Annotated in this window: 23 protein-coding genes and 2 pseudogenes; 8 read left to right on the forward strand and 17 right to left on the reverse strand. The window is 41.5% G+C overall.

The genetic code is table 11. The features are described 5' to 3' along the window. Window positions 1-104: 104 nt before the first annotated feature. A pseudogene (locus DRF63_RS06320) lies at window positions 105-1,316 on the reverse strand (DASS family sodium-coupled anion symporter); the annotation flags it as partial. 249 nt (window positions 1,317-1,565) lie between these two features. On the opposite strand from DRF63_RS06320, the gene DRF63_RS06325 reads away from it, so the two are divergent. Continuing rightward, the gene (locus DRF63_RS06325; RefSeq protein WP_005598065.1) at window positions 1,566-2,495 is read left to right on the forward strand and encodes a LysR family transcriptional regulator; all 930 of its coding nucleotides are present in this window, start codon (window positions 1,566-1,568) and stop codon (window positions 2,493-2,495) included. Between the two features lie 77 nt (window positions 2,496-2,572). Here the strand turns inward: DRF63_RS06325 and DRF63_RS11410 are convergent. From DRF63_RS11410 to DRF63_RS06350, 5 genes and pseudogenes are all read right to left on the reverse strand, one after another. Then, window positions 2,573-3,469 (reverse strand): annotated as a pseudogene (locus DRF63_RS11410) (Slam-dependent surface lipoprotein). 132 nt (window positions 3,470-3,601) lie between these two features. After that, window positions 3,602-4,651, reverse strand: a complete 1,050-nt coding sequence (rluB, locus tag DRF63_RS06335; protein WP_005598071.1) for a 23S rRNA pseudouridine(2605) synthase RluB — start codon at window positions 4,649-4,651, stop codon at window positions 3,602-3,604. Window positions 4,652-4,722: 71 nt separating this feature from the next. Further along, window positions 4,723-5,340, reverse strand: a complete 618-nt coding sequence (locus tag DRF63_RS06340) for an L-threonylcarbamoyladenylate synthase (protein WP_005598073.1) — start codon at window positions 5,338-5,340, stop codon at window positions 4,723-4,725. 197 nt (window positions 5,341-5,537) lie between these two features. Next, a complete protein-coding gene (locus DRF63_RS06345; RefSeq protein WP_042655098.1) occupies window positions 5,538-5,768 on the reverse strand; it encodes a hypothetical protein in 231 nt (76 codons plus the stop codon). Window positions 5,769-5,883: 115 nt separating this feature from the next. Next, window positions 5,884-6,780, reverse strand: a complete 897-nt coding sequence (locus DRF63_RS06350) for a Dyp-type peroxidase (RefSeq protein ID WP_005598075.1) — start codon at window positions 6,778-6,780, stop codon at window positions 5,884-5,886. Window positions 6,781-6,939: 159 nt separating this feature from the next. On the opposite strand from DRF63_RS06350, the gene DRF63_RS06355 reads away from it, so the two are divergent. From DRF63_RS06355 to DRF63_RS06370, 4 genes are read left to right on the forward strand one after another with little or no spacing between them, the layout of a single operon-like run. Then, a complete protein-coding gene (locus DRF63_RS06355) occupies window positions 6,940-8,490 on the forward strand; it encodes an anthranilate synthase component 1 (RefSeq protein ID WP_005598077.1) in 1,551 nt (516 codons plus the stop codon). A 13-nt stretch (window positions 8,491-8,503) separates the two neighbouring features. Then, the gene (locus tag DRF63_RS06360) at window positions 8,504-9,091 is read left to right on the forward strand and encodes an aminodeoxychorismate/anthranilate synthase component II (protein ID WP_005598079.1); all 588 of its coding nucleotides are present in this window, start codon (window positions 8,504-8,506) and stop codon (window positions 9,089-9,091) included. A gap of 56 nt (window positions 9,092-9,147) precedes the next feature. Then, on the forward strand, window positions 9,148-10,152 hold the full coding sequence (gene trpD / locus DRF63_RS06365; RefSeq protein WP_005598082.1) for an anthranilate phosphoribosyltransferase: 1,005 nt from the start codon (window positions 9,148-9,150) through the stop codon (window positions 10,150-10,152). Between the two features lie 42 nt (window positions 10,153-10,194). Continuing rightward, window positions 10,195-10,950 (forward strand): class I SAM-dependent methyltransferase, encoded by a 756-nt coding sequence (locus DRF63_RS06370; RefSeq protein WP_005598083.1) that lies wholly within the window; start codon window positions 10,195-10,197, stop codon window positions 10,948-10,950. Between the two features lie 26 nt (window positions 10,951-10,976). Here DRF63_RS06370 and DRF63_RS06375 read toward each other — a convergent pair whose 3' ends face one another. After that, window positions 10,977-12,062: a prolipoprotein diacylglyceryl transferase gene (locus tag DRF63_RS06375; RefSeq protein WP_005598085.1), complete on the reverse strand. Its 1,086-nt coding sequence runs from the start codon at window positions 12,060-12,062 to the stop codon at window positions 10,977-10,979. 195 nt (window positions 12,063-12,257) lie between these two features. Here DRF63_RS06375 and DRF63_RS06380 point away from each other — a divergent pair, with 195 nt between their 5' ends. Then, complete coding sequence (locus DRF63_RS06380; RefSeq protein WP_005598087.1) at window positions 12,258-12,473, forward strand: HP1242/YdcH family protein; 216 nt, start codon at window positions 12,258-12,260, stop codon at window positions 12,471-12,473. An 88-nt stretch (window positions 12,474-12,561) separates the two neighbouring features. On the opposite strand, the gene rplI is transcribed toward DRF63_RS06380, so the two are convergent. The 4 genes from rplI to rpsF are packed head-to-tail and all read right to left on the reverse strand — an operon-like array spanning window position 12,562 to window position 13,954. Further along, complete coding sequence (rplI, locus tag DRF63_RS06385) at window positions 12,562-13,011, reverse strand: 50S ribosomal protein L9 (RefSeq protein WP_005598089.1); 450 nt, start codon at window positions 13,009-13,011, stop codon at window positions 12,562-12,564. Window positions 13,012-13,028: 17 nt separating this feature from the next. Further along, the gene (rpsR, locus tag DRF63_RS06390; RefSeq protein ID WP_005598105.1) at window positions 13,029-13,256 is read right to left on the reverse strand and encodes a 30S ribosomal protein S18; all 228 of its coding nucleotides are present in this window, start codon (window positions 13,254-13,256) and stop codon (window positions 13,029-13,031) included. Next, complete coding sequence (gene priB / locus DRF63_RS06395; protein ID WP_005598106.1) at window positions 13,231-13,605, reverse strand: primosomal replication protein N; 375 nt, start codon at window positions 13,603-13,605, stop codon at window positions 13,231-13,233. Before priB ends, rpsR begins: the two co-directional genes overlap by 26 nt. Further along, on the reverse strand, window positions 13,580-13,954 hold the full coding sequence (rpsF, locus tag DRF63_RS06400; protein ID WP_005598107.1) for a 30S ribosomal protein S6: 375 nt from the start codon (window positions 13,952-13,954) through the stop codon (window positions 13,580-13,582). The genes priB and rpsF overlap by 26 nt, the downstream gene beginning before the upstream one ends. Window positions 13,955-14,245: 291 nt before the next feature. Here rpsF and purD point away from each other — a divergent pair, with 291 nt between their 5' ends. Next, window positions 14,246-15,532, forward strand: coding sequence for a phosphoribosylamine--glycine ligase (gene purD / locus DRF63_RS06405; protein WP_005598108.1), 1,287 nt, complete (start codon window positions 14,246-14,248; stop codon window positions 15,530-15,532). A gap of 91 nt (window positions 15,533-15,623) precedes the next feature. On the opposite strand, the gene pnuC is transcribed toward purD, so the two are convergent. The 5 genes from pnuC to DRF63_RS06430 all read right to left on the reverse strand — a co-directional run bounded on the left by pnuC (window position 15,624) and on the right by DRF63_RS06430 (window position 20,572). Beyond that, window positions 15,624-16,316 (reverse strand): nicotinamide riboside transporter PnuC, encoded by a 693-nt coding sequence (pnuC, locus tag DRF63_RS06410; RefSeq protein WP_005598109.1) that lies wholly within the window; start codon window positions 16,314-16,316, stop codon window positions 15,624-15,626. A 127-nt stretch (window positions 16,317-16,443) separates the two neighbouring features. Next, on the reverse strand, window positions 16,444-17,067 hold the full coding sequence (locus DRF63_RS06415) for a YfgM family protein (RefSeq protein WP_005598110.1): 624 nt from the start codon (window positions 17,065-17,067) through the stop codon (window positions 16,444-16,446). 15 nt (window positions 17,068-17,082) lie between these two features. After that, window positions 17,083-18,354, reverse strand: a complete 1,272-nt coding sequence (gene hisS / locus DRF63_RS06420; RefSeq protein ID WP_005598111.1) for a histidine--tRNA ligase — start codon at window positions 18,352-18,354, stop codon at window positions 17,083-17,085. A 127-nt stretch (window positions 18,355-18,481) separates the two neighbouring features. After that, window positions 18,482-19,594, reverse strand: coding sequence for a flavodoxin-dependent (E)-4-hydroxy-3-methylbut-2-enyl-diphosphate synthase (gene ispG, locus DRF63_RS06425; protein ID WP_005598113.1), 1,113 nt, complete (start codon window positions 19,592-19,594; stop codon window positions 18,482-18,484). Between the two features lie 9 nt (window positions 19,595-19,603). After that, window positions 19,604-20,572 (reverse strand): RodZ domain-containing protein, encoded by a 969-nt coding sequence (locus DRF63_RS06430; RefSeq protein WP_005598115.1) that lies wholly within the window; start codon window positions 20,570-20,572, stop codon window positions 19,604-19,606. 279 nt (window positions 20,573-20,851) lie between these two features. Here DRF63_RS06430 and DRF63_RS06435 point away from each other — a divergent pair, with 279 nt between their 5' ends. Beyond that, window positions 20,852-22,408 (forward strand): SulP family inorganic anion transporter, encoded by a 1,557-nt coding sequence (locus DRF63_RS06435; RefSeq protein ID WP_005598119.1) that lies wholly within the window; start codon window positions 20,852-20,854, stop codon window positions 22,406-22,408. A gap of 310 nt (window positions 22,409-22,718) precedes the next feature. On the opposite strand, the gene argH is transcribed toward DRF63_RS06435, so the two are convergent. Then, window positions 22,719-24,095: an argininosuccinate lyase gene (argH, locus tag DRF63_RS06440; protein WP_005598124.1), complete on the reverse strand. Its 1,377-nt coding sequence runs from the start codon at window positions 24,093-24,095 to the stop codon at window positions 22,719-22,721. Window positions 24,096-24,182: the final 87 nt, after the last annotated feature.

Here is a 24,182-nt window from a genome sequence, read left to right on the forward strand (position 1 = left end):
ATTAATAAATAAATTCTTATCTATATAAAAAACAAGCGGTCAAATTTGCATTTTTTTATACAAATTTGACCGCTTAAATCATTTATCACATCTTAAAATATCGATTACCACCAACCGAGTAACTTCATCCAAGCGCCACCAACGGTAAACCAAATCACTAACGAAGCGACCGAAATAATGAAGCTGACGCCCCACCATTGTCCCGTCGTGTTATAACCGGATCCGAATAATGCAGGTCCCGGACCGCCGGCATATTGGGTTAAGCTCATTGATAAAGTCGAAGTATAGCCTAAGCCGATTGCCGCTAACATCGGCGGTGTTCCGACCGCAATTGCCGCCGCAAGGAAAGCAAGATACATAGCGGAAATATGCGCCATTGCCGAAGCGAAGAAATAGCGCGTATAGAAGTAAACCAGTACCAAAATACCAAATGCAAGATCACCGACAGTCCAGAGGAAGAGTAATAACACAAAATCTAATGCTAAAATCCATTCCGCTTTACTCATTTTGCCCATATTTTGTAATTCTTGACGAGCCATTTCCGCCATTTTAGGCGTATCTTTTAATTCGGGCGGATAAATCAAATAGAGTAAATACGGCAGCACGATTAAACAAACGACACCCGGCACCAATGTGCCGATAAACCAAGTAATCCATGAAATCTCTACCCCTTGACCGCGAGCAAGTTCGGCAATCAGAGGGTTACCCGCCATAGCGGTTAAAAACATCGTACAAACAATCGTATCGATTTGCGATACGGCTAAAGCTAAAAACGCACCGGCACGTTTTGCTGTCGGACCGGGCTTAGAATCGTATGCTTCGGCAATCGATTTCATAATCGGATACATAATACCGCCGCCGCGTGCAGAAGCGGACGGAATTCCCGGACCGATAACCAAATCGGCAAGCGCAATACCGTAAGCAACACCCATCATTCTCTTACCGAAACGAGAAACGAAATAAAGTGCGATACGTTTACCCAATCCCGTTTTAATTACCGCTTGCGATAAAAACATTGCAATCCCGATTAACCAAATCGTTGCATTGGAAAAACCGGATAACATCGCCACTTCGTCTTTACCCGCTTTAATCGGAGTTAATTCGGTAACACCGCTAATCACTAATGCGACTAAAGTAGCCGCACCCATAGGCATTGCTTTTGCAATAATCGCCACAATCGTTGCAACGAATAAAGCCAACATTCCCCATGCTCTTTCACTCAACCCTTCCGGAGTCGGAATTAAGACGATACCAACGCCAACCACAACGGAAATCAGTAATCCTTGCCAATTAAAGCCTAATTTAACCTCGACCGGAGGTGCTTTTTGATCTGCCTACATAATTTTTCTCCTAACTAAAACGGATTATAATCTAACGATAATTTCCATTAGATATTGCAAAAAAAACACATCATATTTTGATATTAATTAAACATTATTTTTTTATAACGTAAAAAAAGTATCAAAAACGCCGAACCCATGATTATTTTCATTTTTAGTCTTGGCATACCAAGCATTTATCTATAGTATCTTTCATCATCTTTCTTTTTATAATGAATTATTTACATGAAACCGATTTTTCTTGAACTACGCCACTTAAAAACACTGGTCGCTTTAAAAGAAAGCGGCAGCGTTTCTCTTGCGGCAAAACGCGTACATCTCACGCAATCCGCGCTCTCTCATCAGCTTAAATTATTGGAAGATCAATATGAACTGACCTTATTTGAGCGTAAAACCCAGCCGCTACGCTTTACGCCCGCCGGAGATCGGCTGGTGAAGCTGGCGCATGATATCTTGCCTAAGATTGTAGAAGCCGAACTCGATCTTGCCCGTGTTAAACAAGGGGAAGCGGGAGAATTACGTATTGCGGTCGAATGTCATACTTGCTTTGACTGGCTGATGCCGGCAATGGATACTTTCCGCCAAAGTTGGCCTTTAGTGGAATTGGATATTGTATCCGGTTTCCATACCGATACTATCGGGTTACTCTTAACGCATCGTGCGGATTGGGCGGTTGTTGCCGAAGCGGAAGAAACGGAAAGCATTATTTATCGTCCGTTATTTTCTTATGAAATGGTTGGCATTTGTGCTAAGGATCATCCTTTAGCCGATAAAGATATTTGGCAAGCGGAAGATTTTATTGACGAAACTTGGATTACTTATCCGGTACCGGACGATATGTTGGATTTACTGCGTAAAGTGTTGCGACCTGCGGGGATTATGCCTACACGCAGAACCAGCGAATTAACCATTGCGATTATTCAGTTAGTTGCGAGTAAAAGAGGGATTGCAACCTTACCGTATTGGGCGGTGAAACCTTATTTGGATCGAGGCTATGTGGTTGCCAAGAAAATTACTCAACAAGGGCTATACAGTAATCTTTACGGAGCATTCAGAGAATCGGATCAACATTACGCTTATCTTAATGATTTCCATAATACGGTTAAATCGCAAAGTTTTGAAACGCTACCGGGACTGATGGTATTGGATAAATAACTTTGAATAAAATTAAAAGCGGTAGAATTTGTTAAAATTTATACAAAATCTACCGCTTTGCGTATTAAATCAAGATGTTACTTTTGTTGTTTTGCGCCAAATACGCCGCCCCAGCTTTTATCGCCAAGTTTGGCACCTTTTTCCTTAGCACTGTCGAATGCTCCTGCCAGTTCCTTAGCATTTTCACCATAGAACTTACCTTCGACGATAGCATCTGTACCTTTAAAACTATCAAAGGTAGCTTTACCGGTAAAACTATTTCCAGAAATCTTACTATCTATATCAACATTTTTACTGTCTTTTAATTTATCGAAAGTTAAAGTTCCTGTTAATTTTTTCGTACCGAAATCAGCCTCAAACTTTGAAGTACCAATAGATTCGGCACCATTACCGACTACGCTTGCTAACAAGTAAGCATCACCTGTGTAAGTAAATTTACCGGATGTTGGCATTTCTGCTGTTGCATTACCGTTATAGAATGAATAACTTTTACCTTTTGATTCATACACACCAAATCGAACCGAACTATATTTATCACAGCAAACTACGAGTGAATTATCCGGTGAAACTTTCCAATTACCTTCGGCTTTTGTCGCATCTGCAAACTTAATTTCAATACCATCTACCTTAATAGAATTCAAATTAGCATCTGTCAATTTCTCTTTAGTTAATTGAGGAAGATTCTTTGAAACTCCTTCAACAATAAATACTCCGCCACTTGTTTTATCTTTAGGTTGATCTTGCTTTGGTTGCTCCTGCTTAGGTTGGTCTTGCTTTGGTTGGTCTTTCTTTGGTTGCTCCTGCTTAGGCTGCTCCTGTTTCGGCTGATCTTGTTTCGGTTGAGGCTGCTTAGGCTATTCCTGCTTAGGTTTGTCTGATTTAGGTTTAATATCAATAGAATGGTTCTTACTGCCACAAGCGGTAATAACCAATCCGGCTAATAAAGTTACTGCAAATTTTGTGATGTTTTTCATATAAAACTCCTCATAGATATTATAGGCGAGCGAATTATACACAAACAACTTTAAATAAAAAAACAAAATTTACAATTATTATGTAAAGATAAAAAAGCCAATATTTCTCATATTGGCTTACCTAGGTTTGTTTTACGCTTTCGTTCTGTATTTAGAATGCTGTTTTACCGCTTTACGAATTTGGCGAATATTGGTACGACGGCGATTTTTCGTCACATCGACTTTGGTTTCGGTTTCCGCCGGTAGGCCGACAAGCTCACGCAAATAGTTTACTTGCTCTAAGCCCATTTCTTCCCAACCGCCGCGCGGTAAACCTTTTTCCAATTTGATATTACCGTAACGAATACGAATCAAACGACTAACCTCAACACCTTGCGATTCCCATAAACGACGAACTTCACGGTTACGTCCTTCGGTTAAAGTGACATCAAACCATTGGTTTAAACCTGTGCCGCCGACCGTTTTAATCTGTTTAAAGTTTGCCGGACCGTCTTCTAACTGAACACCCTTACGTAAACGTTGTAACATTGCTTCATCAATATTACCGAACACACGCACGGAATATTCACGCTCTACTTCACGACTCGGGTGCATTAAACGATTCGCTAACTCACCGTCCGTAGTAAACAGTAATAAACCCGAAGTATTAATATCTAAACGACCTACCGCAATCCAACGCGCTCCGGTTAAACGAGGTAAGCGATCAAATACCGTTGCACGCCCTTCCGGATCTGAACGAGTACACAATTCGCCTTCCGGTTTGTAATACATCAATACGCGACAAATTTCTTTTTGTACCGGAATTAGGCTGATTAAATTACCGTCAATACGAATTTTAGTTGCACTGCTTACTTGCACACGATCGCCTAAGCTTGCGATTTTCCCATCAACACTTACACGCCCTGCCGCAATAATCTCTTCCAACTCACGGCGAGATCCCTGACCGGCACGCGCTAGAATTTTCTGTAGTTTTTCACCGACTACTTTCTCTTTCTTCTCTGAGGTTTCAGTGATGGAAGCGGTCGGTTTTGCTGATTTTTTTGCAAAAGATTGCTCACTTTTTGCTTTTAACGGTTTTGAGGTCGGGCGTTCGGCACGCTTTTCATTACGCTCGGCTAAACGTGGATTTTTAGAAAATTTTGCCGATTTCGAATCGGCATTTTTTGTTTGAAATGTTTTCATTAAGATTCCTTTGTCGCTCTCACGAGCGTCTTTAAAAATATATATATCCTCCTTTAAGAAGGAGAAAATCATTAATTAAACGGCGTAATATCGCCCGATCCTTCACGAATAATTCGAGGACTCTCTTCGGTTAAATCAATCACGGTTGTCGGCTCTTGACCTAAATAACCGCCGTGAATAATTAAATCCACACGATGTTCCAAATGTTCTCGAATTTCATCCGGATCCGATTCGGTAATTTCCGTATCAGGTAACATTAGCGAACACGATAAAATCGGCTCGCCTAACGCTGCAATTAATGCCAAAGCGATCGCATTATCCGGTACACGAATCCCTATCGTCTTACGTTTGGTCATTAATCTACGCGGTACGTCTTTGGTTGCCGGTAAAATAAAGGTGTAAGGATTTGGGGTGTTATTTTTGATTAAGCGATAAGATTGATTAGTGACTAATGCGTAAGTGGAAAGCTCTGACAAATCACTACATACCAAGGTAAAATTGTGATTTTCAGGTAATTTACGAATCGCAACAATGCGATCCATTGCGTGTTTTTCACCGATTGCACAGCCTAAAGCATAACCTGAATCTGTCGGATAAATAATAACGCCACCATTTTTAATAATTTCTACCGCTTGATTAATCAAACGTGCCTGAGGGTTATCAGGATGAATATAAAAAAATTGGCTCATAGCGTAATATCCTTCGAAAAAAATGTTGGTGCATTATACACCAACATTCTTATATTCTCTAAAGTAATTGTGCGTTATAGAAATCATCTCGTAAAAGAACACTATAGATGAGATTTTTTAACACTACGTACAATAAAAAAAGCAAATGTAGATAAAAGCACGGCAACGATAACAAGTCCGATTGATAATCCCATTGTTTATTCCTCCATCAAATTCTCTTTATTTTTACGTATAAAATCTGCCATAAATAAACATATATACATTGAAAATAAAAGCACAGTGCTATTAAATAATTTATAAAACAAACCATTCAGGCTATATAGTACAACAGGAATTGCTAAAAGCTCAATTTTACTAATATCATCCAAAATCTTACACCAAGAATCTAAGCTTTCTCTATTAAAAGGTTTCTTAAATATATTAAACATTTATATCTCCATTTATCAGAATAATATAACCTTAAAAGAAAAAGCACTTCTAAGCAGTAAACTATGCTTATTTTTACGATTCAGATCGCAAAATAATCTACTTTTGTATCTATTATTACACCATAGCCAATTGTTCTAACGACGGCGCAAAATAGTAACTACCGGAAACCGGTTTAGTAAACCCTAACAAGCGGTCTGTTTTACCGTCTAATTCGCCAAACATACTTTTAAGCTGTTGGTCGATATTATGTAAACGTTTTGCAAAAGCAATAAAATATAAACCATGCTCACCACTCGCTAAACCGTACGGCAAACTGTGGCGTAGAATTTTTAGACCTTCGCCGTTTTCTTTTAAATCCACGCGCCCTACATGAGAATTTTCCGGCACATCATCAAGCTCAATGCTATCCGCTTTTGTTCTGCCGATAACTTGTTCCTGACGCTCCGTGTTCATCTTATGCCATTTTGATAATTGATGAACATAGCGTTGGCTCAATACATAACTGCCGCCGGCATCTTCACCCTCATCAATTAAAGCGACTTCACGCAATTTTTCATCGGTTTGCGGATTCTCCGTACCATCAATAAAACCGGTTAAATCACGCTCTTCCACCCAACGAAAACCATGGGTTTCCTCTACAATTTCCGCCACCGCTTTTAATTGTTCCACCACCATTAAAGCGATAGAAAAATTAATATCCGGACGATTAGATTGGATATGCACTAAAAAATCACGTTGGGTTGCCGGCGCATACTCTCGTTCCGCTTTTCCTAGTGAGACAAAATCCTTTAATTCGGTAGCGGAATTAGCCTTTAACTGGCTCCAAAGTGCCTTACCAAAAGCCAGGGTAAGCCCTAATGCCTCTGTAGCAAACTGCTGCTGAATTTCTTGAAATTGATGCTGAATGTTATGAATTCTAGGACGGAACATTTCAATATTTAGCACATTCGCTTCAATAAAAATGCCTGATTTACGATGGGTTAATGTAATGCCTGATTGTGGAGTTGCCATAATATATCCCGTAAGTAAAAAATAATGGTTATTGTACAAAAGCAAATAAATAAAATCTGTAGTTTTAGTCAAATCTTGCACATTTAAAAAATATACTTGACTTATTACATTTATACTAGTTTAATAGTACATAAATAATTTTAAACAAGGAATCGTGAAATGAATCTCCATACTCAGCAAACACAGCTCCCCTATTATGAAGATACGACCGTCGCGTTTTATCATCTCTGTGATCATAAACCGCATACGCTATTATTGGATTCGGCGGAAATCCACAGTAAAAACAGCTTAAAAAGTTTATTGTTCGCTCAATCCGCATTACATATTTATTGCGACGCACAAACCGTAACTTTTGAGGCATTGACCGAAAACGGTAAAGCAATCTTACCTCATCTTCAAACTGCCCTTGCGCAATTATCTCCGGCACCAACTTGCAAAGTCTCAGCGGAATTTAACCGCTTGTCAGCAGCCTTCCCGCCCATTGCCCAAAATTTGGATGAAGACAGCAAACTTAAAACTAGCACCGTGTTTGACGGTTTACGTTGTGTGAGCCGACTTTTTGCCGATAAAGCGGAGCCGATCTATTTAGGCGGTTTATTTAGCTACGATTTGGTCGCTCATTTCATTCCGATGGACGGCATTCAATTACAAGATGACGGCTTAGGTTGCCACGATTACAGCTTCTATCTTGCCGAACAATTAGCAGTTATTGATCACCAAAAACAAGAATCGGTACTGCATACTTTCTGTTTTGATGAAACCCAGCAAAACCGTTTACAGCAACAAGCGGTCGAATTTAGCCAAATTCTTGCAAAATATCAGCCTTGCGAATTGCGTTTACCGATTCAAGCGGCAAGCAGTGAAGTGAAAACCAATATTGAAGACGAAGCCTTTAAACAAATCGTTCAAAAGCTAAAACATCATATTCATATCGGTGATGTATTCCAAATTGTACCTTCACGCCGTTTTAGTTTGCCTTGTCCGAATATTTTAGCGGCTTATCGCCAGCTTAAAATGAATAATCCAAGCCCGTATATGTTCTTTATGCAAGGCGAAAACTTCACTTTATTCGGTGCATCACCCGAAAGTGCGCTGAAATATTCACAAGCTAATCGTCAATTAGAAATCTATCCGATTGCCGGCTCTCGTCCGCGTGGCTTTGATGCTAATGGCAATATTGATCCGGAATTAGATTCTCGCTTGGAATTGGAATTGCGTTTAGATCAAAAAGAATTGGCTGAACATCTAATGCTAGTGGATCTCGCTCGTAATGATGTCGCACGAGTCTGCCAAGCCGGTACACGTAAAGTGGTGGATCTGATGCAAATCGATCGCTACTCACAAATTATGCACCTTGTTTCTCGTGTGGTCGGCACATTGCATAGCGATTTAGATGCGTTACACGCTTACCAAGCGTGTATGAATATGGGTACATTAACCGGTGCGCCAAAAATTAAGGCGATGCAATTAATCTACCAAGTAGAGCAACAAAAACGCCACAGTTACGGCGGTGCTGTCGGTTACTTAACTTCGCACGGCGATTTAGATACCTGCATTGTGATTCGTTCTGCATTCGTACAAAACGGCATCGCTTACGTACAGGCAGGTTGCGGTGAAGTATTGGATTCGGATCCGCAATCGGAAGCGGATGAAACGCGTCACAAAGCGAAAGCCGTATTAAAAGCAATCGCACAAGTTAATACCAAATAAGGACGGATAAGCTATGGCACATATTCTTTTTGTTGATAATTTTGATTCGTTTACCTACAACCTTGTCGATCAATTTCGTGAATTAGGTCATCAAGTGACGATTTTTCGTAACGATTACCCATTAGAAGACTTTCTAAACAAAGCACAAACTACCGAAAATTGTATTGTGGCACTTTCGCCCGGCCCCGGTACACCGGCAGAAGCCGGCAATATGTTAGCAATCATTAAACGACTCAAAGGTGTTGTACCGATGATTGGCATTTGTTTGGGGCATCAAGCAATTATCGAAGCGTTAGGCGGACGTATCGCGCATACCGGTACCGTTTTACACGGCAAGGTGTCAAAAATTGAACACGATAACCAAGCAATGTTCCACGGTATTAATAACCCGATGCCGGTTGCCCGTTACCATTCACTAATGGGTGATAATCTGCCAGAGGAGTTAGAAATTAATGCTCGCTTCGATAATATCGTGATGGCGATTCGCCACAAACAATTACCGATTTGCGGCTTTCAATTTCACCCAGAATCAATCCTAACCGTAGAAGGCACTAAATTATTAAAACAATCGGTCGAATGGCTGCTTTCCACACAACATTAAGCAAAAAAATTTAGAAAAATAACCGCTTATCAGTATAACGAAAACAGGATAACACTATGCAACTCGACAACATTCTTAGCCAATTATTTGAAAATCAAGCGCTCACGAAAGCAGAATCGCAATACTTTTTTGAACAAGTAATTCAAGGTAATGTTTCTAACGAACAACTCGCCGGCGCATTAATTGCGTTAAAAGTACGGGGCGAGACAATTGAGGAAATTGCCGGAGCGGTTGAAGCGGCATTTGCAAATGCAACCGCATTCCCAGCTCCCGATTACGCTTTTGCCGATATTGTCGGAACCGGTGGTGATGGACAAAACACAATCAATATCTCTACCGCCAGTGCGATTGTAGCGGCGACCTTAGGCTATAAAGTAGCAAAACACGGTAGCCGTAGCGTTTCCAGTAAAACCGGCGCAAGCGATGTGCTATCCGCATTAGGGATTAATGTTACGATTTCACCCCAAACCGCACGCCAAGCGTTAGATGAAAATAATCTCTGTTTCTTATTTGCTCCGCTTTATCACGCCGGTTTTAAACACGCCGTACCGGTGCGACAAACGTTGAAAACTCGCACGCTATTTAACATTTTAGGGCCGTTGGTCAATCCGGCACACGCTAAACGCCAATTACTCGGCGTTTATTCACCGGAAGTTTTGAAAATTTATGCAGAAACGGTACGCACCTTAAATTATCAACATTCGATTGTGGTGTACGGTTCCGGTTTAGATGAAGTGGCTGTACACGGCGAAACTTTAGTCGCCGAAATTGAAGATGACAAAATTCACTATTTCAGCCTCATACCGGAGGATTTTGGGGTTCAACGCCATTCGATTGAAGCTTTAAGAGGTGGAGAACCTACAGAAAATGCGGAAAAAATTACCGCTTTATTACAAGGCAAAGGCGAAGCGGCACATATTGATGCGGTAGCTGTAAATACCGCTATGCTCATGCGTACTTTCGGCGAACGAGATTTAAAAGCTAACGTACAACGTGTCAAAGACTTGCTGAGAACAGATAAAGCCTATCAGACCTTGCAAAATCTCGCCCAATACCAGTAACATATCGCCCACATTTGTGGGCTTTTTTATAGGAATAAACAGTTGAAAAAAAGTATTTACGATACCCCGATTTTCTTTGAACGTTATCAACAATTACGTGAAAACCCAATCAGTATGAATGAAGTGGTGGAAAAGCCTACGATGTTTTCACTTTTACCGGATCTTACCAATAAAAAAGTGTTAGATTTAGGCTGCGGTACCGGAGTGCATTTGGCGCATTATTTGGAATTAGGTGCGAATAAAGTTGTCGGGCTGGATTTATCGGAGCTAATGCTAAAACAGGCGGAAAGTGATTTAGCAAAAAATTGGCAAAAATCGACCGCTTTCTCACTGCACTGCTTGCCAATGGAACAATTAGATAAAATTCCGGAAGATAATTTTGATGTGGTCACCAGTTCATTTGCGTTTCACTATATTGAGGATTTTGCCGATTTACTTGCAAAAATTTCTGCAAAAATGACCGCTTGCGGCACACTGATTTTTTCCCAAGAACATCCTATTGTCACTTGCTATAAAGACGGCTATCGTTGGGAGAAAAATGAGCAAAAACAACAAGTTGCTTATCGTTTAAATTTCTATCGAGATGAGGGGGAGCGAGATAGAAGTTGGTTTCAACAAGCATTCAAAACCTATCATCGCACGATGGCAACGATTTGCAATCAGCTGATTCAAGCCGAGTTTGAAATCGTGCAAGTGGAAGAGCCGATGCTGGCGGAACAACCGCAATGGCATAATGAGTTTAAAGATCTACAACATCGCCCGCCACTTTTATTTATTAAGGCAGTTAAAAAAAATTAAGCAGCCAATCAACTGCTTAATACTCCTTATGAAAGAGGAAGTTTATAGTCCGGTGTCGGATCCATTTCCGGCATAATTTCTTTTTCCGGGTTTTCTACTTCTTCTTTAGATTGTTTCTCCGGCGAAGTGGTTTCTTTTGCTTTAGCCGGTTCTACCGGCGTTTCCGATTCTAACGGTTTCTCGGCTTGCGTTTCTTTAACCTCTTCCGCTTTTTTCTCTATTGCAACCGCTTCTTTATTAGGCTCTACGCTTTCTTTAGCTTGAGAGTTTTTTTCCGCTACCGCTGTTTGCGAATCAGTCGTCTTATGCTCAGTTACGGCTTCTTTTTTCGTTTCTACCGTTTTTTCAGCTTCTAACGGCTTTTGCTCAACCTGTTCTTTCACACCCGCTTTGTTCTGCGCCGAAGATTTATTCATAATCGGAGAAAGTAAGCTCGGTACTCCGATAGATTTTATCGCTTTAGTCGATTCTAATTTTGTCGATAATTGTTCGGAATCCACCGCTTGTTCCGTATGCGCCGTATCATCGCTCAATTCGGAAACCGCTGAAATATTTTCTTTGCTTGGCTCAAGCGACACTTCCTCTAAACTTTGCGTATATTCCAATGAACGATGAACCACTTGCTCGGCACCTTCCACTTTTTTAGTGATGAGCTTTTGGCTAAACTCAACTTTAGGATCGAGCCAAATCGCTAACATTGCATTATTAAACGCTCGATCAAATTCTTGCTCAATTACCTGATCGTTTAATACAAAATAGCCTTTATCCTCTAAGGCAATATAACTTAGCTCATCATCAGCTTTGATGTCCGGTAAAATCTTACGTAAGCGATCAATCACTTCATCTTGTTTCGGTAACGTAATACCTAAATCCGTCCACGATTTGGCAACGGAAATCGCAAAATCCCGACCGTCCACCGGCTTACTGTATTTTAAAGTCAGCATAATCGGGCGAGATTCTTGTTTGTATTCGCCTGTTTCGGTAAAAAGGGAGATATTATAAATTTTGAAAGGACCCCAAGTGTAATCAATATCATTAATTTTTTCCCACTTAGCGTAAGCCGTACCGCTTACTAAAGCGAAGAAAAAGGATAAGAGAGCTTTGTAACGCATTATTATTGTCCCTGTAAAACAAGCTGAGGCAGTATTATACCTGAGCTAATATTAGAGTAAATTCATCAATCTATTCCAATACAAATATTTTGTGATCAGCTTCAAAAAATCAAAAGAAAATCAATGCCGAATAAATAAAAAGGAGTAGTATCAAACTAAACCAATTGATTAACTAAGACATAATAGGAGTTGTATATGTTCCCTGAATTTCGTGAATTAATTACTCAATTAAAAAATAGCGATACGCATTTTTCTCGTTTATTCGACAAACATAACGAGTTGGATCAACGGATTAAAAATATGGAATCAAATATCGAGCTTGCTACAAATGATGAAATAGAAGTTCTTAAAAGAGAAAAATTACATATTAAAGATGAATTATATGCAATTCTTAAGAAAAAATCCGCATAGTTTCATCAAGTTCAGTATAAACGCTTAGATAATATATAAAAAAATACCCAGCTAAAAAGCTGGGTATTTCAGTTAATCATTACGATTATTATTCAGCAACTACGTTTATGGTAACTGCCGCATTCACTTCAGGGTGTAAGTGAACTTTAACTTCGTGTTCGCCGGTTGTGCGAAGCGGACCTTCACCTAAACGAACTTCTGATTTAGCTACTGCAACGCCTGCCGCTGTTAATGCATCAGCGATATCTTTTGCAGAGATTGAACCGAATAAACGACCGTCATCACCTGCTGTTGCAGATACTGATACTGCTGCGATTTCAGCAATTTTAGCTGCACGAGCTTGTGCTGCCGCTAACGCTTCAGCCGCTTTCGCTTCTAACTCGGCACGACGTGCTTCGAAGTGAGCGATGTTTGCTGCTGTTGCCATAACCGCTTTACCTTGTGGGATTAAGAAGTTACGTGCAAAACCTGATTTAACAGTTACTTGGTCGCCCACAGAACCTAAGTGAGCAACTTTATCTAATAAAATAACTTGCATTGTACTCGACCTCTCTATTACTGATGGTTGTCAGTGTATGGAAGTAACGCTAAGTAACGAGCGCGTTTGATTGCGCGAGCTAATTGACGTTGATACTTCGCACGAGTACCAGTGATACGGCTAGGAACAATCTTGCCGCTTTCAGAAATGTAGTTCTTTAATGTAGCGATATCTTTGTAATCGATCTCAACAACATTTTCCGCTGTGAAACGGCAGAACTTACGACGACGGAAATAACGTGCCATTTGGCTTCTCCTGATCTATAAATTCAATATGTTCGGCATGAACGACTAATTGGCTTAAACCGTTATAGTCTTTGTGAGTGTGGATAAATCCGTAAACTCTAATTTTATCGCCGAGCTTTATTTGTTGGGTTATTAAACTAAATTGATTGCCATTTAAAATCACTTGGATTTTACACCACGCTTGACGCTCTAAATTTACTTCGGTTTGAATTGAACGATGTTCAAGCCAAAAACGGTAATTCGGAACCCCTAACGGGTTTTGGCTTTGCTTAACCGTTGAAGCGACCGAGCCGCTCAGAATTAAGCAATTATCAATCGGCGAATTACTCGCCAGCTTCCTCTGATTCAACTTCAGCTACCGCTTCAGCAACTTTGCTTTCTTTCGCTTTCACCATTGGTGACGCTTCAGTTACTGCCGCTTTAGTGTGAACGATTAAGTTACGAAGAACTGCATCGTTATAACGGAAGTTAGTTTCTAACTCGTCGATTACACTTTGAGGTGCTTCTACATTCATTAACACGTAGTGTGCTTTGTGAAGTTTGTTGATTGGGTATGCTAATTGACGACGACCCCAATCTTCTAAGCGATGAACTTGACCGCCAGCTTCTTTAACAGACGCTGTGTAACGCTCAATCATTGCCGGTACTTGTTCGCTTTGGTCCGGGTGAACCATAAAAACGATTTCGTAGTGACGCATTGACTATCCTTACGGGTTAGCAGCCTCCAACTTTAGCCAGTCACCAACTTGTGGAAGCAAGGATTAAAAAAACAAATGTGACTGAACGGTGGAATTATACATGAATCTGTTGCTTTTGCAAGCGAATTTTATGGTTATGACGGTATTTTAAACGGAGTTTAACGGCAAAATTGACCATTTAAAAACGAAAGTCGGGTTTATTGATAAAAATACGAATAATAGTTCAGTATTTTGCAATCTTCTAGTACAATTACGCAAACGTTTGCTTTTGTTAATTTATAAGGAATCCAAATGAATGTATTAATTATCGGTAACGGTGGTCGTGAACACGCTTTAGCTTGGAAAGTTCGTCAATCGCCTTTAGTAAAAAAAGTGTTTGTCGCACCGGGCAATGCCGGCACCGCATTGGAAGAAGGTATCGAAAATTTGGCGATAGTCGCAACCGATGTTCCCGCATTAGTTGCTTTTGCGAAGGAAAACCAAATCGGCTTAACCATTGTCGGACCTGAAGCACCGCTTGTTATCGGTGTAGTTGATGCATTCCGTGCGAACGGCTTAAAAATCTTTGGCCCGACTCAAGCGGCAGCACAGTTAGAAGGTTCAAAAGCCTTTACTAAAGATTTCTTAGCTCGCCATCAGATTCCGACTGCCGAATATCAAAACTTTACCGAAATTGAACCGGCACTTGCTTACTTAAAACAAAAAGGTGCGCCGATTGTAATTAAAGCGGACGGTTTAGCTGCAGGTAAAGGTGTGATTGTTGCGATGACGCTTGAAGAAGCGGAAGAAGCGGTAAAAGATATGTTATCGGGCAATGCGTTCGGCGAAGCCGGTAGCCGCGTAGTTATCGAAGAATTTTTAGACGGTGAAGAAGCCAGTTTTATCGTGATGGTGGACGGTAAAAACGTTGAGCCGATGGCGACTAGCCAAGATCACAAACGTGTCGGCGAAGGCGATCAAGGTTTAAATACCGGCGGAATGGGGGCATACTCACCGGCTCCGGTCGTTACGCCGGAAATCCATAATCGTGTTATGCAAGAAGTCATTTACCCGACCGTGAAAGGTATGGCGGCGGAAGGCAATCCATATACCGGTTTCCTCTATGCCGGTTTAATGATTATGCCGAACGGACAGCCGAAAGTAATCGAATTCAACTGCCGTTTCGGCGATCCGGAAACCCAGCCGATTATGATGCGTTTAGAGTCGGATCTTGTACAACTTTGTTTAGCGGCTTGCGATGAAAAACTTGATACGATTAAATCAAAATGGTGTGAACAAGCGGCGTTAGGCATCGTGCTTGCAGCGGAAGGTTATCCGGGCGATTACCGTAAAGGCGACGAAATCAGCGGTATTCCAACTCAAGCACAAAAATCACAGAAAGTATTCCTTGCCGGTGTGGAGCAAAAAGACGGAAAATTAGTCACTAACGGCGGGCGTGTTTTATGTGCAACCGCATTAGGTAATTCGGTGTTTGATGCACAGCAACAAGCGTTAAAACTTGCCGAACAAATTCAATGGCAAGGACGTTTCTATCGCCGTGATATCGGCTACCGTGCGGTGGCAAGAGAAAAAGCGTAATTTGCTTTTTAAGCTAACAGCAAAAAATCAAGCGGTCTAATTGGTAAAATATTTTGCAAATTAGACCGCTTGTTATTTGTTGATAAAACGATTAACGCTGTGCGCTTTTCTCTAACTGTGTCCAGTTATAGAAACCGTAGAGCGAGTTAAGCAGATAAGCTCCGTACATTAAATACATCGCCGGTGTTTCCGCCCATAAGGCGATTGATAACACATTAAGTACAATCCACAATAACCATTGCTCACGATAGCGTAAAATCATCAGTAATTGTGCCGCTACGGTTGTGATAGTGGTAACGCCGTCTAAACCGGTCGAGCTACCGCCCGCCGCTTTGAGTGCTTGAATAAATAGAAAAGTCCCGATACCGATTGCCGCTAACAAAATAATCCAGCCTTTGACACTTAACGACTTGGCAATCACCGCCCCGCCGCCTTGACTGTCTTTTTGCATATTCGCTTGCCACACGAAGTAACCGATAAATTGCGCCGGCAAATACACATAAAGCACACTGTTCATTTCCCCGATAAAATTATTACCCCACGCCACATAAAAGTAGGTATAAGCAAAAATTAAACCGAATAAATAGTTACTGACTTTCCCCTTACTGACCAATACAACACAGATAATGCCGGCAATGCCAGAAATCATTGCCAAAATAGAATCCGGTGCTTGCACATAAGCCCAAACTTGCGCCGCAATAAAGGCAACTAACCAAATCACCTCAAAAGGTTTCCAGCCGGAAAGTTCTTGTTTAACAAAATTTGAAATTGTTTGCGTATTCATAACACGACCTCCAAATATAATAAAACCTGTACTATTCTAAGTGAAAACAAATATTAATGTAAAATATAAATCACATAATTTCCGATAAATATAAAAAAATAGGGCTGCACAAACAGCCCTATTTCGATTATAGATTATTTAAACGTACGTCAATCAATACTTTATCTTGATTGGTTGCGGTCGCTTTCGCTTTTTCATAAACGCCTTTCGCCGAAGCCTTATCGCCTTTCGCCACCAGAATATCACCGGTTAAGACTAATTTACGTTGCTCCCATACTTGATCCGTAATTTGACCTAAAGTCGCCAACGCATCGTCATAATTTTTTAGTTGATAATCCAACGTTGCCAAACGGAAGCGAATGATCGTTTGTAAGCTGGCATCGCTTGTTGAAGTAAGTGCGCTTTGCAATACGGTTTTCGCCGCTGCAAAATCCGCTTTTTCAACCGCTTGTTTTGCCGATTCCAATTGTGAGAACACCGCATAACTCGAATCTTTATTCTCACTGATAAACTTCTCGATGAGCGGTTGATTTTTCTCGGGATCTTGCAAATAGCTTTCCATAACATTTTGGTAGGTCGCCGAGGTTTGTTGCGCCGCCTGAACTTGGTGATTCTGCCAAAAGTTCCAGCCCAAAGTCGCCGCACAAGCAATGATGACGGCAACTAAAATCGGCGTACCGTTCTCTTTAAACCAATTCTTCGCCTCTTCGAACTGTTGTTCTTCCGTTTTATTTAAATATTCGTTACTCATTCATTTTTCCTAATGTTAAAAACGTTTTGTAAGTTCCGCGATTAAATCCGCTTGCGCGATTATGACTTGTTCCGCACCGCTTTGTAAATCTTTTAGCACCACGGTTTGTTGTTCAACTTCGCTTTCGCCGATAACCAATGCGATTTGCGCTTCCACTTTATCCGCACGTTTAAATTGTTTTTTGAAGTTACCGCCCGAGCAGTGAGTCATCACACCTAATTGCGGTAATTCGCTACGGATACGTTCCGCCATTTGGAACGCATTTAAAGTCGCGCCTTCACCCGAATAAACCACATAGACATCAACCGCTTTCGGTAAGTTGATCTCTTTATTCACTTCTTGAACAAGCAGAACCAAACGCTCTAAGCCCATCGCAAAACCGACGCCTTGCGTTGCATGACCGCCGAGTTGTTCGACCAAGCCGTCATAACGGCCGCCACCGCATACCGTGCCTTGAGAACCTAATGCCGAAGTTACCCACTCGAATACGGTTTTATTGTAGTAATCCAAACCGCGTACCAGTTTCGGATTCACTTCATAAGTGATACCCATCGCATCTAGTAAATGACAAAGGTGCGCAAAATGCTCACGGCTGTCATCATCTAAGTAATCCAATAATTTCGGCGCATCATTAAGTACTTCTTGTAACGCCTGGTTTTTGGTATCAAGAATACGTAACGGATTTTTAACTAAACGTTCTTTTTCTTCATCGCTCATTAAAGCAGTGTGATTTTCTAAGAATTTTACCAATGCCGAACGATAATTCGCACGAGCTTCAAGCGAACCGATAGAGTTTAATTGTAAAGACACGTGTTGATCGATGCCCAGTTCTTTCCATAAACGTGCGGTTAAAATAATTAATTCCGCATCAATTTCCGGATTAGGAATACCGAAAACCTCTACACCGGCTTGGTGAAATTGGCGGTAACGACCTTTTTGCGGACGCTCGTGACGGAACATTGGACCCATATACCATAAACGTTGTTCGTTATTGTAAATCCACCCGCGTTCGATCGCCGCACGCACGCAACCTGCCGTCCCTTCCGGACGAAGGGTTAATTGTTCGTCATTATCCCAGAAGGTGTACATTTCTTTTGAAACCACATCGGTCACTTCGCCGATTGCACGTGCGAAAAGCGGGGTGCTTTCGACAATCGGCATACGCACTTCGGAATAACCGTAACCGGCTAATACGTTACGTACTTTATTTTCAATCCACTGCCATAACGGCGATTCTGTCGGTGAGCAATCGTTCATCCCACGAATTGCTTGAATATTTTTAGCCACTTTATTTTCCTTTTATTACGCTAAAACCACGGACAACACAAAATAGTACGGCTGGTAAATTTTTGAAGAAAATTGACCGCTTGTTTTGCACAATATCCGTAAATCGGTGTCACCGTGGTTACTAAAATTAAATTTGTTCGATTTGAATTCGATTGTGTTGTTCGGCAACTCTTGCTCGAATTTTTGCTTCCAGTTGGTCAATTAATTTTTCATTATCGAAACGCTCTTTTTGGCGAACGCCGTCAAGATAGAAACCGCTCATTTTATTGGAACCGGTTACCCCTAAATCGGAAATCAGCGCTTCACCCGGCCCGTTTACCACACAACCGATAATGGAAACGTCCATCGGAGTTAAAATATCTTCCAAACGTTGTTCCAACGCATTTACCGTAGCAATAACGTCGATTTCTTGACGTGAACAAGTCGGGCAAGCGATGAAATTGATACCGCGAGAACGAATACGCAACGATTTTAAAATATCGAAACCGACTTTCACTTCTTCAACCGGATCCGCTGCAAGCGAAATACGCAACGTATCACCGATACCTTCCGACAGTAATAGTCCTAAACCGACTGCGGATTTGACCGAACCGGCTCTCGCACCGCCCGCTTCGGTAATGCCTAAATGCAACGGCTGTACGATTTGTTTGGCTAAAAGACGATAAGATTCGACCGCTAGAAAAACATCGGATGCCTTTACGCTCACTTTAAAGTTCTCAAAATTAAAGCGATCTAAAATATCTACATGACGTAATGCCGATTCCAATAATGCCTGCGGAGTCGGCTCGCCGTATTTCTCTTGTAAATCACGTTCAAGTGAACCGGCATTCACACCGATTCGAATCGGAATATTTTTATCTTTCGCACAGTCCACAACGGCGCGAATACGCTCTTCGTTACCGATATTACCCGGATTGATACGTAAACAATCCACACCGTATTCCGCCACTTTTAATGCGATACGATAATCGAAATGAATATCCGCCACGAGCGGTACGTTCACTTGCTGTTTAATCACTTTAAACGCTTCCGCCGCATCCATAGTCGGTACCGAAACGCGTACGATATCCGCACCGACACGCTCAAGCGATTTGATTTGTGCAACGGTAGCTTCCACATCGGTGGTACGCGTATTGGTCATCGACTGCACCGAAATCGGCGCATCGCCGCCGACTGCGACATTCCCCACCCAAATCTTTTTAGATTCGCGACGTTTAATTGGCGATTGATGAATTGACATTTCCAATCCTTATTGTGCTAAAGGTAATCTAATACGAGCAACACGCCCGTCAATTTTTAACGGTACTTCTTGGCCTTTATAATAAAGTTTTACATTCGCCGGCGCACCAATGGTTAAACGATACTGTTCATCGCCGTTAAATGTCAGCACTTCACCGTTACTATATAATTTTTCCGCTAAACTTTTCTTACTCTTACTGCCTTTTACCGTGATCCAGCTTTCTTTACCGGTAATTTCGATACGTAACTCATCATTACCGACGGCAGCCGCTTGAGATTGTTCCGCTGCCGGTTCGATAGCCGGTTGTTGTAACACATTAACCGCTTCGGTTGTCGCTTCCGGCGTAACGCTAACTTGCGGTTGTTCTGTCGCCGCAGCCGTATTTAGCGCATTATTTTCCGTCGGCATCGGTGAGGTAGTTTCCGCTTTAGGCGTTTCCATAACAGGTGCAACGGCTACAGGTGCGGACGGTGTTTCTACCACAGGGGCGGTAATTGGCGCAGTAGCCTGCGTCGCCATCGGCTCTACAACGGAACTGCTCACAATATGTTCTCGGCTTTCTTGTTCTTTTTGGTAATCTTGCCACCACCAAAGTAACGTCATCCCCACCGCACCTAATAAGACAAGAATAGTAAGATATTTCACCCATTTCGTTTGAGATTTTTGCACGACTTTAGGCGAAGGCGTTTTAATCGCGTCTTTAGGAATAATCACTTCGCCGTAATTTACGGTCGAAACCAAGGCCTCCGGCAGACGTAAGAAGCGTAAATAGTTGCGTACATAACCGCGTACGAAGGTCGGCGCTACATTTTGTAAAATAAAAATATCGTTTTCTAAAGACTCGATGTGAGATTTTTTTAAATTCGTTTTTTTGGCGACATCCTCAATGCTTAAATGCAACGCTTCACGCGCTTGTTTCAGCTTTTGTCCTAAAGGAATATCTTGATTTTCTTGCATTGGATGAGTTGATTCGGTCATAACGAGGCTCTTGATTAAAAAATTACAAAAAATTATTCGGAAGTTTAAAGATGTCACGCTTGTTTTGCAATCTTAACTCGCAATTTTGCACGAAAAATTTTCTTACCATGAATATTTTCGGCAAATTTATTCCATAGAATAAAAGAATTATCAAAATCTCTGATATAAACCAAAGATTATGCCGGTAAAAGGCGTAGAATATATTTCGCACTTTAGTCATTGTGCTAAAGCATGCTCGAAATATAGAAATAAAAAATATAGAAATAAGTGGTACCCATAATGATTTCCGAAAAAGATAAAACCCGTTTATTTAAACAAAATTTTGCCTCCGGTTTAGTCGTATTTTTAGTCGCCTTACCTCTATGCCTCGGTATCGCATTGGCGTCTGGCGCACCGCCGCTTTCGGGAGTCGTATCAGGTATTATCGGCGGTATTGTTATCGGCGCATTGAGTTCGTCACATATCAGCGTGGCAGGGCCTGCCGCCGGGTTGGTTGCGATTGTGCTTGCGGCGATTACTCAATTAGGCTCATTCGAATTATTTCTTTGCGCGGGTATCATCGCCGGCGTTATTCAACTCTCGCTCGGTTTTTTACGTGCCGGCAGTATTACCAACTATATTCCGATTGCAGTGATTGAAGGGATGTTAGCCGGTATCGGTATTTTAATTATTTTCTCGCAACTGCCGTACGCATTGGGGAATAAACAATTCTTCCAAGAACTGAGCCAATCCTTTATTAATATTCATCTAGGCTCGTTCAGCATTGCTCTGCTTTCGCTGTTTCTTATGTTGGGTTGGGACTCTTCCCCTACTCTTAAAAAAATTAAAATGCTTCCTTCGGCATTAATTGCAGTCATTATCAGTATTTGTCTGAATCGCTTATTTATCGGTATGGACAGCTCACTAGCCATTCCTGCAACACAGCTCGTCCAGTTACCGATTCCTAATTCTTGGGCGGAAATGAGCGATTTAATTCGTTTTCCGGATTTTGCCGGTTTCAGTTCGTCAATTGTCTGGGTAACCGGTGCAACCATGGCGATTGTCGCCTCAATCGAAACGTTATTATCAATTGAAGCCGCCGACCGTTTAGACAGTAAACGCCGCATTACCGATACCAACCAAGAATTACGCGCGCAAGGGGTGGGCAATATTGTTTCTTCCGTATTAGGCGGCTTACCGATTACTGCCGTGATCGTACGTTCTTCCGCTAACGCCAATGCCGGTGCAACCCACAAATTATCCAGTATCATTCACGGTGTTTTATTGTTGGTCTGTGTTTTAGCGATTCCGAGCATTTTAAATCAAATTCCGCTAGCCACTTTATCTGCCGTCTTAATTTTGGTCGGTTATAAATTGGCTCGTCCAACGGTTTTCAAACACTTCTGGCATAAAGGGATTTATCAATTTATTCCGTTTGTGGCAACGGCAGCAGCAGTGGTAGCGTTTGATTTACTCAAAGGGGTCGGATTGGGCTTAGTGATTAGTATTATCTTTTTATTACAAGGTAATATGAAGCGAGCTTACTATTTAAGCCGTGAAGAATTGGAAGACGCAAGTTACATCAAAATGCAGCTTTCCGAAGAAGTTTCTTTCTTAAATAAAGCGGCGATTAAAAAGACCTTAAAAAATATTCGCCCGAATTCTAAAGTGATTATTGACGCCTCTCGCACCTCTTACATTGCTTCAGACGTATTAGAATTAATTGAAGATTTCGCCAATATTACCGCACGAGAAAATCATATTCGTGTTTATTTGAAAGGCTTTAAATCCGATTACAATAACCAAGAAATCGACCACGCCAGCCACGTCAAAGTGGAACACGGCAGCCGAATTTAGATATTATTCTGAACCACGGAAAATACCGAATACACAGAATAAAAGAGAATTTGTCGTGCGTAGGCTACAAATAAACAAGCGGTCTGATTTTGCAAATTTCTTACAAAATCAGACCGCTTGATCTTATCCAAATCTCCAAAGATAGTACTCAACTCCTGTCGAGTGCTACTCGTTAATTGATATATAAGTAAAAAAATTAAAGGCACTCGTCAAAGGCTAGTACCATCACAAAGTGTTCTAGAGCCACAGAGTGGCTCACTCAGCCGTAGGCTGATCGTAACCACGTACGGCTTTGCCGTGCGTGGTAAAACTAAGCCCCTAAATTTACTTTAGCCGCTTCAATCGCTTCACGTACACGTTCCGGATTCACCCCGCCTTTCGCACTACGTTTTTCTAAACAAGATTCTAACGAAAGAATCAGGTAAACGTCTTCATCAATCACCGGGTGGAACTGTTTAAATTCCGCTACGCTTAACGCTTCCAACGGTTCACGTTTGCTGATCGCATAAACCACCGCTTCACCCACGATATGATGAGCTTCACGGAACGGAATACCTTTCGCTACTAAATAATCGGCAAGTTCGGTCGCATTGGAATAACCTTGCTGTGCCGCTTCACGGGTACGTTCTACGTTCACATTGATATCTTCCAACACTAACGCCCCAATCTCTAAGCAAGCCTGCCAGGTTTCCATCGCATCAAAGATGCCCTCTTTGTCCTCTTGCATATCTTTGTTATAAGCGAGCGGTAAACCTTTTAAGGTAGTGAGTAAACCTGATAATGCCCCGAAAACACGGCCTGATTTACCACGAATTAGCTCGCACGCATCCGGATTTTTCTTTTGCGGCATTAATGAAGAACCGGAAGTAACACGATCCGATAATTCTAAGAATGCCGACTCACCGCTATTGAAGAAAATCAAATCTTCGGCAAAACGCGATAAATGCACCATACTGATCGAAGCGGTTGAGAGCAGTTCTAACACGTGATCACGATCCGAAACCGAATCCAAACTGTTACGTGTACCGATTGCAAAACCAAGATCCTGTGCCAGTGCATCACGATCGATTGAATAAGCCGTACCGGCTAATGCGCCTGAACCTAACGGGCAAGTGTGCATACGTTTATAAGCATCGGTTAAACGGCTGAAATCACGCTCTAACATTTCGTAATACGCCATACACCAGTGTGCAAAAGTAATCGGCTGCGCACGTTGCAAATGGGTATAACCCGGCATCACCGCATTTTGATTTGCTTCGGCAGTTTCAACCAGTTTGTGCTGTAAGTTACGGATACGCTCTTGCAATACGACCGCTTGCACTTTACACCACATTTTCATATCCACCGCAACTTGGTCGTTACGGCTACGACCGGTGTGGAGTTTTTTACCTAAATCGCCGACTTTTTCGATCAGTTTTGATTCTACCCAGCTATGAATATCTTCCGCATCATCACGTAAAATAATCGCAATATTCGGCTCGATTTCCGCACGTAATTCTTTTAACGCCACCACTAATTGTTGGTGTTCCTGCTCGGTTAAAATACCGACCGAAGTAATCGCTTTCGCCCAACCGATTGAACCGTCAATATCTTGTAATGCTAAACGATAGTCAAAACGTAACGAGTCATTGAAAAATTTAAATTTTGCATCAGCTTCTTGTTTAAAACGTCCACCCCAAAGTGCCATATTGTGTTCCTTTTCGCTTCTTTAATCTTATTAAAAGATGTCCTGTACATCTGAATAGTGATATTTTGCATAAATATGCAAAATTAT

It is taken from the genome of Actinobacillus pleuropneumoniae (genome assembly GCF_003290385.1).
GTDB lineage: Bacteria > Pseudomonadota > Gammaproteobacteria > Enterobacterales > Pasteurellaceae > Actinobacillus > Actinobacillus lignieresii.